The organism is Caldalkalibacillus salinus, assembly GCF_016745835.1.
Lineage (GTDB): Bacteria > Bacillota > Bacilli > Caldalkalibacillales > JCM-10596 > Caldalkalibacillus_A > Caldalkalibacillus_A salinus.
This window is the reverse complement of sequence record NZ_JAERVL010000004.1, coordinates 73,068-86,155: the sequence shown is the minus strand read 5'-3', so window position 1 is coordinate 86,155 and position 13,088 is coordinate 73,068. Positions and strand designations below refer to the sequence as shown.

12 protein-coding genes and 1 other annotated feature are annotated in these 13,088 nt (G+C 43.7%); of the genes, 3 read left to right on the top strand and 9 right to left on the bottom strand.

The window, feature by feature from the left end:
- Positions 1-33: 33 nt before the first annotated feature.
- From JKM87_RS04120 to JKM87_RS04110, 3 genes are all read left to right on the top strand, one after another.
- Positions 34-1,032 carry an ABC transporter substrate-binding protein gene (locus JKM87_RS04120; protein ID WP_202078260.1) on the top strand — a complete coding sequence of 333 codons (999 nt, stop codon included), beginning with the start codon at positions 34-36 and terminating at the stop codon, positions 1,030-1,032.
- A 381-nt stretch (positions 1,033-1,413) separates the two neighbouring features.
- Complete coding sequence (locus JKM87_RS04115) at positions 1,414-2,199, top strand: ABC transporter ATP-binding protein (protein ID WP_202078258.1); 786 nt, start codon at positions 1,414-1,416, stop codon at positions 2,197-2,199.
- Positions 2,189-3,004: an ABC transporter permease gene (locus JKM87_RS04110; protein ID WP_202078256.1), complete on the top strand. Its 816-nt coding sequence runs from the start codon at positions 2,189-2,191 to the stop codon at positions 3,002-3,004. The genes JKM87_RS04115 and JKM87_RS04110 overlap by 11 nt, the downstream gene beginning before the upstream one ends.
- Position 3,005: 1 nt before the next feature.
- Here JKM87_RS04110 and JKM87_RS04105 read toward each other — a convergent pair whose 3' ends face one another.
- The 9 genes from JKM87_RS04105 to phnD all read right to left on the bottom strand — a co-directional run bounded on the left by JKM87_RS04105 (position 3,006) and on the right by phnD (position 13,079).
- Positions 3,006-4,628: an ATP-binding protein gene (locus JKM87_RS04105; protein ID WP_202078254.1), complete on the bottom strand. Its 1,623-nt coding sequence runs from the start codon at positions 4,626-4,628 to the stop codon at positions 3,006-3,008.
- A gap of 154 nt (positions 4,629-4,782) precedes the next feature.
- A complete protein-coding gene (gene selD, locus JKM87_RS04100) occupies positions 4,783-5,835 on the bottom strand; it encodes a selenide, water dikinase SelD (RefSeq protein ID WP_202078252.1) in 1,053 nt (350 codons plus the stop codon).
- Positions 5,836-6,384: a CvpA family protein gene (locus JKM87_RS04095; protein ID WP_202078250.1), complete on the bottom strand. Its 549-nt coding sequence runs from the start codon at positions 6,382-6,384 to the stop codon at positions 5,836-5,838.
- A gap of 4 nt (positions 6,385-6,388) precedes the next feature.
- On the bottom strand, positions 6,389-6,652 hold the full coding sequence (gene zapA, locus JKM87_RS04090; protein WP_202078249.1) for a cell division protein ZapA: 264 nt from the start codon (positions 6,650-6,652) through the stop codon (positions 6,389-6,391).
- A 47-nt stretch (positions 6,653-6,699) separates the two neighbouring features.
- Positions 6,700-9,123, bottom strand: coding sequence for a phenylalanine--tRNA ligase subunit beta (pheT, locus tag JKM87_RS04085; RefSeq protein WP_202078247.1), 2,424 nt, complete (start codon positions 9,121-9,123; stop codon positions 6,700-6,702).
- A gap of 20 nt (positions 9,124-9,143) precedes the next feature.
- Positions 9,144-10,178, bottom strand: a complete 1,035-nt coding sequence (gene pheS / locus JKM87_RS04080; RefSeq protein ID WP_202078245.1) for a phenylalanine--tRNA ligase subunit alpha — start codon at positions 10,176-10,178, stop codon at positions 9,144-9,146.
- A gap of 70 nt (positions 10,179-10,248) precedes the next feature.
- Positions 10,249-10,519: a binding site (T-box leader), on the bottom strand.
- A 145-nt stretch (positions 10,520-10,664) separates the two neighbouring features.
- Positions 10,665-11,408: a phosphonate ABC transporter ATP-binding protein gene (phnC, locus tag JKM87_RS04075; RefSeq protein ID WP_202078243.1), complete on the bottom strand. Its 744-nt coding sequence runs from the start codon at positions 11,406-11,408 to the stop codon at positions 10,665-10,667.
- 9 nt (positions 11,409-11,417) lie between these two features.
- Positions 11,418-12,176: a phosphonate ABC transporter, permease protein PhnE gene (phnE, locus tag JKM87_RS04070; RefSeq protein ID WP_202078241.1), complete on the bottom strand. Its 759-nt coding sequence runs from the start codon at positions 12,174-12,176 to the stop codon at positions 11,418-11,420.
- 15 nt (positions 12,177-12,191) lie between these two features.
- The gene (gene phnD, locus JKM87_RS04065; protein ID WP_202078239.1) at positions 12,192-13,079 is read right to left on the bottom strand and encodes a phosphate/phosphite/phosphonate ABC transporter substrate-binding protein; all 888 of its coding nucleotides are present in this window, start codon (positions 13,077-13,079) and stop codon (positions 12,192-12,194) included.
- Positions 13,080-13,088 lie beyond the last annotated feature (9 nt).

The following is a 13,088-nucleotide window of genomic DNA, read 5'->3' as shown; positions in this document are numbered from 1 at the left end:
AAATCTGATTAAAAAGGAGTGTGTTAGAGGAGAATGAAATGGCTTCGCACAGGTCTACTTATGGCATTAACGCTTCCTCTCCTTCTATTAAGTGCTTGTAACAACCCATCATCTGATTTAACAAAAGTAAAGGTCGCTGAAGTGACACGCTCCATCTTTTACGCCCCACACTACGTGGCGGTCTCAGAAGGTTTTTTTGCTGAAGAGGGGCTTGAGGTTGAGATCACAACGACATGGGGTGGCGATAAGACAATGACAACACTTCTGTCAGATGGAGCCGATATTGCCCTTGTTGGTAGTGAAACGAGTATATACGTTCATCAACAAGGCACGGATGACCCCGTGATTAATTTTGCACAATTGACTCAAACGGATGGCACTTTTTTAGTGTCTAGAGAGAAACTAACATCGTTTGAGTGGGATGATTTAAAAGGTCGTGTTTTTCTAGGTCAAAGAAAAGGCGGAATGCCGCAGATGGTGGGGGAATACGTGTTAAAAAAGCATAGCATTGATCCACAGGATGATTTGGAGTTAATTCAAAATGTCGACTTCGGTAACATCTCCAATGCTTTTGCTTCAGGTACGGGAGAGTTTGTACAGCTCTTTGAACCGCAAGCCACTTTATTTGAGAGGGAGGGGATTGGCCATGTCGTGGCTTCTTTTGGCGTGGAGAGTGGTCACGTTCCCTACACTGTATTTATGGCAAAAGAAAGCTATTTGAATGAAAACGAAGAAACGGCACAAAAGTTTACAAACGCCCTGATAAAAGCCCAGACATTTGTATATGAACAACCGGTGGAAGAGGTTGCAGCTTCCATTCAACCGTTTTTTGAAGATACTGAGTTGGACGTTATTGCAGCCGTCATCGAGCGCTATAAGGAGCAGGAAACGTATGATCCAGATTTGATTTTGGGCGAAAATGAGTGGGATCGTATTCAAGACATCATTGAAGAGTCAGGAGAACTACAGCAAAGAATTGATTATGACATACTTGTGGACACCACATTTGCAGAAAGGGCATCTAAAAATTAACATCGCGTTCAGCCGGGCTCTGCTCGGCTATTTTTATGTAAATATATAACTTCGCTATAGTGGGTAAAGAAGTGATCCAGAGCCCCTAGCTCACCCCACGATTTATTTCACTCCTTTTTGTTAAATTGCTAACGGAATGTAGGGTTTTGGTCATAAACAATAGATTTATAACTATTTCCCACAATATTAATATAACTTACAAAATCCAACCATAGAAACAAATCCCTATTTCTAGGATTAAAAGTATATTATCAATATTATTATTTTTTTGCTCATTATACATATATTTACTTGGGCTCGCTTGCACCTTTTTATCCCACTCACATAAAATACACTATCAACATCTACACGTATGCCTATATTAGGATGAGGGGGGAGAAGATGTCCACACAATCCCTTATAAAGCTTCAGGGCGTTTCCCATGTTTATGTGAGTGAAAATGAAGCCAACCTTGCTGTGAGACATATCGATCTCACTGTGGAAAAGGGGGAATTTATCAGTTTGGTTGGTCCGAGTGGTTGTGGTAAAACAACAGTATTATCTAGTATCGCAGGACTTATCACACCAACAGAGGGTGAAGTGATAATTAAAGGTCAGACGTTAACACATCCAACCCCTTCAGTCGGTTATATGTTGCAAGCAGATTATCTCTTTGAATGGCAGAATATACTCGAAAATGTCTTAATCGGTGTCAAAGTGATGGATTTAGATCAGAAGACACGTCAACAAAAAGAAAAATACGCCCATTTCTTGCTGCAGGAAATGGGATTGAGTGAATATAAAGAACACTTGCCTTCACAGCTTTCCGGAGGTATGCGGCAAAGAGCAGCTCTGGTGCGCACGCTCGTAACGAACCCAGATATATTATTGTTGGATGAACCTTTCTCTGCTTTAGACTACCAAACGAAGTTAAAACTAGAAGACCTCGTCTTTGATACATTGAAAAAGCACGAAAAAACTGCCGTACTTGTTACACACGATATTGCCGAGAGTATAGCCATGTCAGACCGCATTGTCGTCTTAGATCAGCGTCCAGGAGAGATCAAAGGGATTGTTGACGTGCCAGCACACATTCGTAACTGCTTACCTTTTGAAGCGAGGGAACAAGAGGGGTTCAATGCCCTTTTCCATAAAATATGGAAGGAGCTTGATCAGGATGAGTCATAACCTCGATACGACTAATATTCATCGTCAATTTATGAAGAAAAAAAAGATTGAGAAGAGCAAAGTCCTGAGTTTACAGCTCTTATTATTAATAGGGTTCTTTGGAATGTGGGAATTGGCCTCTTCCTACAAATGGATTGACCCGCTGATCTTTAGTCAACCGAGTAAAATTTTTGCTCTATTTTTAGAGAAAGGTCTAGACGGGAGTCTTTATCCTCATCTCTGGACGACGGTGACAGAGACATTCGTCGGGTTTATTTTAGGTACGCTGATAGGGACGTTGATCGCCACCCTTTTATGGTGGTCGCCGTTCCTCAACAAAGTACTTGAACCGTATCTCGTCGTGTTGAACAGTATGCCGAAGGTCGCCCTGGGGCCCCTTCTTATCGTGGGGTTAGGTCCCGGGTTCATGTCCATCATGGCTATGGCTTTGGCCATCACTGTCATAATTACAACCCTGGTCATCTATAACAGCTTTAGAGAGGTCGATACCCATTATGTCACCGTCATCCGTTCCTTTGGGGGAAACAAATATCAAGTGTTACGATACGTCATCCTACCTGCCTCATTTGCCACGATTGTATCCACATTAAAGGTCAATGTCGGCTTAGCTTGGGTCGGGGTCATCGTAGGTGAATTCCTTGTGGCTCAAAAAGGCTTGGGTTACCTGATTATATATGGCTTTCAGGTGTTTAACTTTACCCTTGTTCTGATGAGCTTGCTGATCATCGCTATTATCGCGACACTCATGTATCAGGGTGTGTATCAATTAGAGAAATGGCTCATTAAAAAACGAACGGCAGGTTAATTCAACCTGCCGTTTCTGATACTTCAGGAGGCGTGAGCGGTAGAGTGATCGTAAATGTCGTACCTTTTCCCTTCTGGCTGTTCACTTCAATCCTGCCCCCGTGATTCTCAATGATTCTAAAACTAACTGTTAATCCTAATCCCGTTCCGTCATCCTTCGTTGTAAAAAAGGGATCACCTAAGTTTTGCAAATCTTTTTCCTGAATCCCTATCCCTTCGTCCCGACATATGATTTTAATCCATTCATCCTCTCGATAAACGTTAAGTTGAACCTCACCACCGTCAGGCATGGCCTCTATTGCATTTTTTAAGATATTAATAAACACTTGTTTCAGTTGATTGGGTTCACAGACGATACGCGGGATATTCGTATCTATGTCCACATTAATGGCCACATTGTTCATATGCGCCTGTGTCTCTAACAAGGTCATCGTATGTTCAATCATGGTACAAATATCGGCTTGGTGATAATGTACAGCTTGAGGTTTCGCCAGTACCAAAAACTCGCTGATAATTAATTCAATTCTGTCTAGCTCTGAAATCATAATGTTCACATAGTGCTGATGTGGTTGTAGCCTGTTTTCTTTTTGAAGAAGCTGAATAAACCCTCTTAAACTAGTTAAAGGATTGCGGATCTCATGGGCCACCCCCGCTGCAAGCTGCCCCACTGCACTTAGTTTCTCTGACTTCTGCAGTAAAGCCTGAGAATGTTTCCTTTCTGTGACATCACTAAAGAAAACGCTACATCCTTCATGAGAGGGATATAGGGTCACTTCAAACCATCTCTTTTTGTATGAAGTCTCTTTTTTTAACCTCTCACCATACTGAACGGATTTTTGATACGCTTCTTCAAATTCGGAGATGATCTCTGGTGGGAATATATCGTACACTTGCTGACCGATGAGATCCTGCTTCTTACAATGTAGAAGTTTGGCACCCCTAGAGTTAATGTAGGTCACATCACCGTTACTCTTTATTGCTAAAAAGCCTTCAGCCATGCCCTCTAAGATGTCATGAATCCGGTCATGGCTCCGTTTAAGATTCTCTTCCATTTGCTTAATTTCAGTGATGTCACTGGACGCCCCTACGATCTCGACGACTTTTCCATTTTCGTAGATGGGGGAGAGTGTCGTGAATAAATGACAGCCCTCACTGACCACTTCATAGCTAACTGTTGTTCCTTCAAACGCTTGTTCATAGTACGGGTCAACCTGGTCAGCCCATACTTTCCCTGACGCCTCTTCACTCGTTAAGCCGTAAATGTTTTCCGTCGTACGTCCTCTCTCGTCGGCAATCTTTCCCTCTGAGAAGGTATAAATGAACCGACCTTTGTCATCTTTTTTTATTCGGAAGACATAATTTTGTAGATTTTGAATCATCTGCTTGAGGTCATCTTTAGCCACTTCTCGTGTACGTTTATAGTACATACTTGATAAGATGTATAATATTGTAAATGTACAAATCAAAAAAATGGCTTCTTTCAATAGAATCACTTTGGCCACTTCAATATCATTTACAAAATATAGAAAAATAGGGTTAATGAGTAGCACGTTTAAAAAAATGATAGAAGCAGAGATGTAGACTGTAAATTGAAAAGGTCCTAGTTTGGACATAAACTTTCTCATACGTCATACCCTTTCTCATGTCTTTAGACGGTTAATAAGAGCGCTCCCTTTTTAATTCCATTTAGGTTCGTTTATTCCTTCAACAAAATAAGGTTCGCCTTCGCCCAAAATAAAAGAGTTGTCGAGAAATGTCCCAACAACTCTTAAAACTTGACTATACCTGCTTTTTAACGGTGATCTCACAAGGGTGTTCTTCTGTCGCATATCCAATGTCAGCTGCCTCGACACCCTTTGCTTTGAGCTCTTCAAGGAGATCGGCTGCTTCCGCTTCTGGAACCGCGATGAGTAACCCTCCTGACGTCACCGCATCACACAAGATCCACTGATCGGTTTGATCAATGTCTTCTGCATAATGGACACATTCACTAAGCCATTTATGGTTATCCTTCGATCCTCCGGGTACAATGCCCTCTTCCGCAAGTGCGCGTGTACGTTCTAGTACAGGAACCTGGTCCTGATGAATGACAAGTCCTACATCACTGCCCTTAGCCACTTCTGATGCGTGACCTAACAGGCCAAAGCCAGTGATATCCGTGCATGCATTAACATGATAACCTTGCATGGCCTCTGCCGCTTCTTTGTTCAGTGTGGCCATGACCGTCATCACCCTGTCTAGCTCAGACTCTTTCAGTAGGTCCCGCTTAATGGCTGTCGTTTGTATCCCGACACCGATCGGTTTCGTTATGATCAGCCGATCACCAGGCTTGGCCCCTACGTTAGCACGAACCTTGTCTGGGTGTATCGTTCCGGTGCACGCCAATCCGAACTTTGGCTCCTGGTCATCGATGGAATGTCCGCCAACAAGCGTAGCACCTGATTCAGCCACTTTATCACCAGCTCCGCGAAGGATGTCAGCTAAAATGGACCGGTCTAGTGTCTTAATCGGGAACCCAACAATATTAAGGACGGTCAACGGTTTCCCTCCCATCGCGTAAATATCGCTTAGGGAGTTAGCGGCAGCAATCTGCCCGAACATGTAGGGATCATCGACTATCGGCGTGAAAAAGTCTACTGTCTGTACAAGCGCCACGTCATCCGTAATACGATAAACACCGGCATCGTCTGAGGTATCTAGTCCCACTAATACATTAGGATTCGGTACGGTTTCTGGTAAATGTCGCAAAACTTGCGACAGGTCTTCTGGACCTATTTTGCATCCTCATCCACCTTTAGATGAAAGTGTTGTTAGTTTCACTTTCTCACTCATCTATATCTCACTCCTTGTATTCCACGATTCCTTCATTTGGTCAGATAAAAAGCTTCCTTTGTCAAGCATCCACGTGGCAACGGCCGAATCTGTAAGCGAATCTTGACCCGTTTGCCAGGGTATAAAGAGCATAACATGGACAAGGACAAATGTCACAATAAATGCCCCTACAAAACCTAGTATTCCCCCTAACCAGCGATTAGCAAAGTTTAATACTGGTAATCGTGCAATCATCGTGAGCAAGTGTCCTATGAGCATAAGGATGAACTTTGTGCTGAAAAACAAAAGAGCAAAGGCGATAGCGGAATAGAAAAGGGTCTCTATTTGCATCATCTCGACCCAAAATCCACTGACCACTTCTTGATCATGGAAAGGGTATGGGACCCACGTTTCTAACATGGGAGCCACGTCACGGAAGTATCGATATGCCACAACATAGGCGACAATGAATCCCACGAGGTGGACCGCCTGAAGTATAAATCCGCGGCGGTAGCCCGTGTAAAATCCGAGCAAAAAACAAATGATTAAAATAACATCCATCATACCCATGCTGTTACTCCTTCGTCTGGTTTTCTTTCCATTTTAATAGTTCATCGTACTCTTTTTTGAGTTTGTGATATTCATCCGCTATGTTAACAGCTGATAAGACAGCCACTTTAGCTACATCCAAAGATGGGTTTTTTTCCTCGATATCGTTCATTTTCATATCGACGTAATGGGCGATACTCTGCAAATATTCTGGGGACTCTTCCCCTTTTAATTTATATCGTTGACCGTGTATTTTCACCGATATCGAATTTTTCTGCTCTTCATTCACCCAAAAGCCCTCCTCGGTGCTTTTCCTTCCATCTTATCATTAATTGTTTATTTTCGTAACAGGGCGTTCCATTTTTTCTCAAGCGCCGTCACAATTTCATTGTGTACTTGACCTACTTCTTCATCTGTCAGCGTGCGTTCTGGATTGAGGTAGTATAAAGCGTATGCCATGCTCTTTTTCCCCTCTTCAATGCCTTCACCCTGATAGACGTCGAATAAAGAAACGGAACGGAGAAGCTCTCCCCCTACTTCTTCTATGGTTTGTACCAAGTCTCCTGCCTTAATGTCTTCATTTACAACAACGGCGAGGTCACGCTGAATACCTGGGAACTTAGGCAGAGAAGTGAAGGAGATTTCCTCTGGTAGATGTTTGAGCAATCGCTCAAAGCTAAGTTCAAACACATATGTTGGCTGTAAGTCTAACTCTTTTTGAGTTTCGGGGTGGAGTTGTCCGATAAACCCAACGACCTCATCTTTTAGGTAAATGAGCGCCGTTCTTCCAGGATGATAATGATCAATCTGTGTCGATACAAATGTCGGTACACCAACATCGAGCTTTTCAAATAATCCTTCTAATACCCCCTTAACAACGAAGAAATCAACCGGTGTTTTTACTTGTTGCCATGGATGTATCTGCCATAGACCTGAAAGTGCCCCTGAAATACGCTCTTCTTGCTCAGGTAAGGAGGTCAATTGACGCTCTTGCGTGAGAAAAACGTGTCCGACCTCAAAGATATGCGTGTGATTTTGCTTACGATTTTTATTGTACTGTGTCACTTCTAAAAGGTTAGGGACGAGCGTCGTTCTCAAGTGACTACGCTCTTCACTCATCGGCATGCTAAGTGGTATCGGTGTATACACGTTTTTCTCAAACGTGTCCCATTGGGCATTCGTTTCACTTGTCAATGAGTATGTGACGACTTGGTCTAATCCTGCACCCTGTAAATAATGCTTGATCGTATGTCGTAACTGTTGTCTAGGTGTTCTAGATCCTGCAGTTGTGACGCCCGCTGGAAGTGTTGTTGGAATCTCATCGTACCCGTATAAACGCGCCACTTCTTCCATGAGATCTTCTTCAATGGCTAAATCTGGACGTCGTGTTGGGACTTCAACACGAATTTCGTGTCCTTTGTTCTCGTAATCAAACGCGAGTCGGTCAAAGATTTCCGTGACCTCTGTTGGTTGCAAAGTGGTCCCCAATAGTTTGTTTAGGCGAGCAAGATGTACTGAGATGTCCTGTCTCGGCATATCACGCACCTGTTTTTCGGCCACACCTTGATGGACTTCACCTTCTGCTAATTCAGATAACAGGTATGCTGCATGGTTAACGGCAGCGTGAATACGCTCAGGGTCAACCCCTTTCTCAAAACGGGCACTCGCTTCAGATCGCAGGCCTAACGCTCTAGAGGTATGACGGACAGACGGACCATCAAAATAAGCGGATTCTAAGATAATCTCCGTTGTATCATCTTCTACCTCAGAATTCGCTGCCCCCATGACACCTGCGATGGCAATTGTTTTTTCTGGGTCTGTAATCAAGAGCGTGCCTGCTTCTAACGTGCGCGATTGGTTATCTAACGTGACGACTTTTTCTCCTTGTTGGGCTTCACGAACAATGATATGCTGATCTTTCACTTGTTTCGCATCAAAGGCGTGTAAGGGCTGGCCGTATTCCAACATAATATAGTTGGTCACATCAACAACGTTGTTGATCGGTCTTACACCGGCCGCCGTTAAGCGATTCTGTAACCATAATGGTGACGGACCTATTTTAACATTGCTCACTTTGCGTACTGCATAGTGTGGGCATAAGTCTTCTGCTTCGATATCTATCTTGACTTGATCAGCTGTTGGAGCACCTGTCTCTTGCAATTCGTAAGCTGGTAAGTGTACTTTACGACCGAGTATAGCTCCAACTTCATAAGCAACGCCTATCATACTCAAACAATCTGAGCGGTTAGGTGTCAAGTCGAGCTCTAATACCACATCATCAAGGTCCAGGTGAGCTAGGGCATCTGAACCGACCTCTAAGTCCTCTGGTAACACCATTATACCGTCTTTGAACTCTGGAGCCACTAAGCGATCTTCAATCCCAAGCTCTTGAGCGGAACAGATCATACCATGGGAGGCTTCACCTCTGAGCTTTGCCTTTTTAATTTTGAAATCACCCGGCAAGACAGCGCCTACCTTAGCAACCGGTACTTTCTGTCCTTGAGCCACATTTGGGGCTCCACAGATAATTTGTGAAGGCTCGCCCTCTCCGATATCAACCTGGCAGACACGTAGCTTGTCAGCGTTGGGGTGCTGCTGACAATCCTGTACATAGCCCACGACAACCCCGTGTATGCCTTGTTGACGCTCATGAATCACATCTACTTCAACACCGGCCCGTGTGATTTTTTCCGCTAAGGCTTGTGGACTTACGCCACTAAGATCCACATACTGATTTAACCATTTATATGACACTAACAAGATGAATCTCCTCCTCGTGATTATAATCGTTGAAACTGTTTTATGAAGCGTTGGTCATTTGTGTAGAAATGACGGATGTCGTCTACGCCGTATTTCAGCATCGCGATTCTTTCTACGCCCATTCCGAAGGCAAAACCTGAATATTCCTTAGGATCATATCCAGCCATTTCTAACACGCGAGGATGGACCATGCCAGAACCTAGAATCTCAATCCAACCGGTATGTTTACATACACGACAGCCTTCACCGTGACACAGGATACACGATATATCGACTTCAGCACTCGGTTCTGTGAATGGGAAAAAGCTTGGTCGTAACCTGATCTGTTGATCTTCACCGAACATTTCCTTAGCAAAAGTCAGGAGTATGCCCTTCAAATCGCTCATGCTAACACCGCGATCAACATAAAGCCCTTCTATCTGCATGAATTGATGAGAATGCGTTGCGTCATCATCATCTCTCCTGAACACCTTACCCGGACAGATAATTTTAACGGGCACTTCTCCTTTCATCGCTTCCATGGTACGCACCTGCACGGGCGATGTATGTGTACGTAAGAGAATCTCATCGGTGATATAAAAGGAGTCTTGCATATCTCTTGCCGGATGGTTTTTTGGTAAATTTAAAGCTTCAAAATTGTAATAGTCCTGTTCAACCTCTGGTCCCTCGGCTATCTTAAAACCGAGACCCATAAAAATATTTTCAATGTCATCTATCACTGCCGACAAAGGATGTGTCGCTCCTGTCGTTACCGGTCTACCCGGTAGTGTGACATCGATCTTCTCCTCTGCTAGTTGTGCTTCTAACTGTTTGGCTGCCAGTTCAGATTCCTTTTCCTGTAAAGCAGCTTCAATATCACTGCGTATGTCGTTGGCAAGCTGACCAATGACAGGGCGTTCCTCAGCTGGCAGTTGCCCCATGCCACGGAGCACCTCGGTGATAGGACCTTTTTTTCCTAGGTACTCGACTCTCACATTCTGTAGATCTTTGGGCTCGGTCGCATTGTCGACCTTGGTCAGAGCATCTTCCTTTAAAGCTAATAGCTTATCCTTCATGACATCCACTCCTCTACTAATATTCCTCAATCCTATTGCGCTTTTAGACAAATAAAAAAAGCCCTCATCCTCAAGGGACGAGCGCTCGCGTTACCACCCTTATTAAAGATCAGACACATATCACACCCATATTGAGCGTGATGAGATAATGTCGATCTTTCACTTCATTCCAATAACGAGTATGGGACCCGGTACCTGCTACCCACTTTTCTTAGGTGAAAAGGCTCACAGGACAGCTCCAGAGGGAATTCAATAGTGTTTACCTAGAGACGCTTACAGTCACGACGTCTCCTCCCTGAGAGGCAACCTTCTATTTACTAAGTCTCTTTCTCAGCCGTTCAACTATTTTAAATGTGCTTAAGGGATATTATATGAAAATTCCTATTGGATTGCAACAGACAACACTGCTGACAAGAATACGCTCATTCTGTCACTGTCTCTTCAAAATAGATAGCCATGTGCATCGCTCTTTTGAAGTGCGTCCTTTTAAGCATATATCTCATCTAATACGTCTGTTGTCACCTCGTCATGCGCACCATCAAAGATGATTTGCCCGTTTTTCAAGCCGATAATACGTTGACAATAATCTAAGGCCAACTGTACATCATGTAAGTTCACAATGGTGGTCATGCCTTCGGTGTGGTGTATCTCTTTCATGAGCTGTAACACTTGTTTGCTTGTAGTAGGATCTAAACTGGCAACAGGTTCATCGCCTAGTAGTATTTTAGGTTGTTGCATGATCACTCTGGCAATGGCCACTCGTTGCTGTTGTCCACCACTCAATTGATCGACACGCTTCTGTGCCAGATGTTCGATCCCTACTCGTTCAAGAGCGTGCAATGCTCTATTTGATTCTTCTTTTGAGATGTAACCCACAATATTCTTATACAGGGGCCTATACCCAAAGTTTCCGAGCACAGCATTCTGTAACACGGTCAGCCTTGGAATAAGATGAAATTGTTGAAAGACCATCCCAATCTCTCTTCTCACCTTCCGAAGTCTAGGTCCCTTTAAGGTGCTGAGATCCATTCCGTTCCATAGGACTTGGCCGCTTGAAGGTCTGACTAGTTGGTTAATACAACGTACCAATGTTGATTTTCCCGCTCCACTGCGTCCTAGTATCCCAATAAACTCTCCTTCTTGAACCGTTAAATCAACGTGATCAAGGGCTTGCTCTTCTCTTCGACGTGTTTTGTAAGAAACGTTTAATTCTTTGAGTATGAGTGTCATCAGTTCCTCCTATATGACGCGACTTCGGACGTAACTACTCATCATATCCACCAAAATGACGAGTGCCATGATGAAAAGCACATAGAGCATCACATCACCATAAGCGTAAACCCTTTGCGCGTTCATCAACAGTTGTCCGATGCCGCCACCGCCAATAAACCCTAGAATAATAGAAGAGCGTATCGCCACTTCAAAACGATAAAAATAATGGGACAAGATATTAGGAATGATTTGAGGAAGAATACCGTACATCGCAATCATCATTCTTCCTAACCCTAAGGAAGCGACCGCTTCCTGTGGTCCTTTGTCCGCTGCTTCAATCAATTCTGAGATGAGTTTACCTAAGACCCCTATGTTGTGTAAAAGAATGGCCATCACCGCTGGGAAAGGTCCCAATCCGATTGCCATGACCAATATAATCCCAATGACGATGTCCGGTACAGAACGTAACACGCTCAAACTGTTTCGAACGAGATGATATATCGTCGCATTAGGACTTGTATTCTTGGCTGCAAAAAAACTGATCGGTAATACAATCAGGAGTGCTACAAAGGAGCCAAAGAAAGCCACCTGTAAGGTAAGCAATATCGCATTAAAAGCACGGTCCACTCTTTCAAAGTTAGGCGGGAACCACAAATCAATGATCTCTTGATAATGCTCTGCAAAATTTCTCAGCTTGTCCAAGCTGAAATCCGTACCGATAGCACTCCAGATCAGTACGCCGATAATGGTAATAGATAGTAATATGTTCTTGCGATTAAACCACATGTTTTTTCACCACAATTAATCCAAACGTCCCATCTCTTCCATCACTTTACGAATGGACTCGTAGTCTTCGTCAGACGCTTCAACAAAGGCTGATGCGCCGAATCCTCCCAATATCTCTTCATCTTCAATATTGATAAACGTGTCCTGAATCGTTTGAATCGTCTCTTCATCTACTTCAGAGGACACAGCCCAAGGATATTGGAACAATTCTTCTGACTGCCATAAGACTTTAAATTTGGATTCATCTAGCGTGCCTTGCTCGATTAATAAGTTAAAATAGGCGCTATCGATTGCTCCGGCGTCAACTTGACCGTTTTGAACAGCGATTCCGGTCGCATCATGAGAGCCGGTATATCTCATCTCTCCAAAATCTGACGTCTGTTCATCTTCCCAAACACCACGTTGTTTAAGCTCATGACTAGGCACAATGCTACCCGACGTAGAGCTTTGGTCTCCAAATGCAAAAGATACCTCTTCAGCCTCAGCTAATAGGTCATCAAGACTCTCCCACGGGGCATCATGCTGTGTCACAATGTAAGAATGATAGTAGGGTTTACCATCAATCAGTTGGGTCAAAATCGCTTGGGCCCCAGAACGGTGATGGGCTTCAAGATAAGTGGCTGGTCCTAAATAGGCCAACTGTATGTGATCAAAATTAAGTGCTTCGACGACACCATTGTAATCGGGGTAGACTTCAAGCTCCACATCTTGCTCCAACGCGTCATCTAGAACCTGTTCAAGCTTTTCCATCGGCTCTTCTAGGTTACCCTCGGTCAAAGCGGGTATAACCCCTATTTTGAATGTGTCCTCACTTTCATTGGCCTGAGGTTCTTCCTCAGCTGTTCCACAAGCACTTAAACTCAAAACTAACATTAAAATCAAAGATAATACCCATTTTTTCATGTTTTACAC

Coding starts and splice junctions, on each gene's coding strand:
- phnE (WP_202078241.1), bottom strand. CDS start 12,176: ATGTGGTTTAATCGCAAGAACATATTACTATCTATTACCATTATCGGC.
- JKM87_RS04115 (WP_202078258.1), top strand. CDS start 1,414: ATGTCCACACAATCCCTTATAAAGCTTCAGGGCGTTTCCCATGTTTAT.
- JKM87_RS04120 (WP_202078260.1), top strand. CDS start 34: ATGAAATGGCTTCGCACAGGTCTACTTATGGCATTAACGCTTCCTCTC.
- phnC (WP_202078243.1), bottom strand. CDS start 11,408: ATGACACTCATACTCAAAGAATTAAACGTTTCTTACAAAACACGTCGA.
- JKM87_RS04110 (WP_202078256.1), top strand. CDS start 2,189: ATGAGTCATAACCTCGATACGACTAATATTCATCGTCAATTTATGAAG.
- phnD (WP_202078239.1), bottom strand. CDS start 13,079: ATGAAAAAATGGGTATTATCTTTGATTTTAATGTTAGTTTTGAGTTTA.
- JKM87_RS04095 (WP_202078250.1), bottom strand. CDS start 6,384: ATGGGTATGATGGATGTTATTTTAATCATTTGTTTTTTGCTCGGATTT.
- pheS (WP_202078245.1), bottom strand. CDS start 10,178: ATGAAGGATAAGCTATTAGCTTTAAAGGAAGATGCTCTGACCAAGGTC.
- JKM87_RS04105 (WP_202078254.1), bottom strand. CDS start 4,628: ATGAGAAAGTTTATGTCCAAACTAGGACCTTTTCAATTTACAGTCTAC.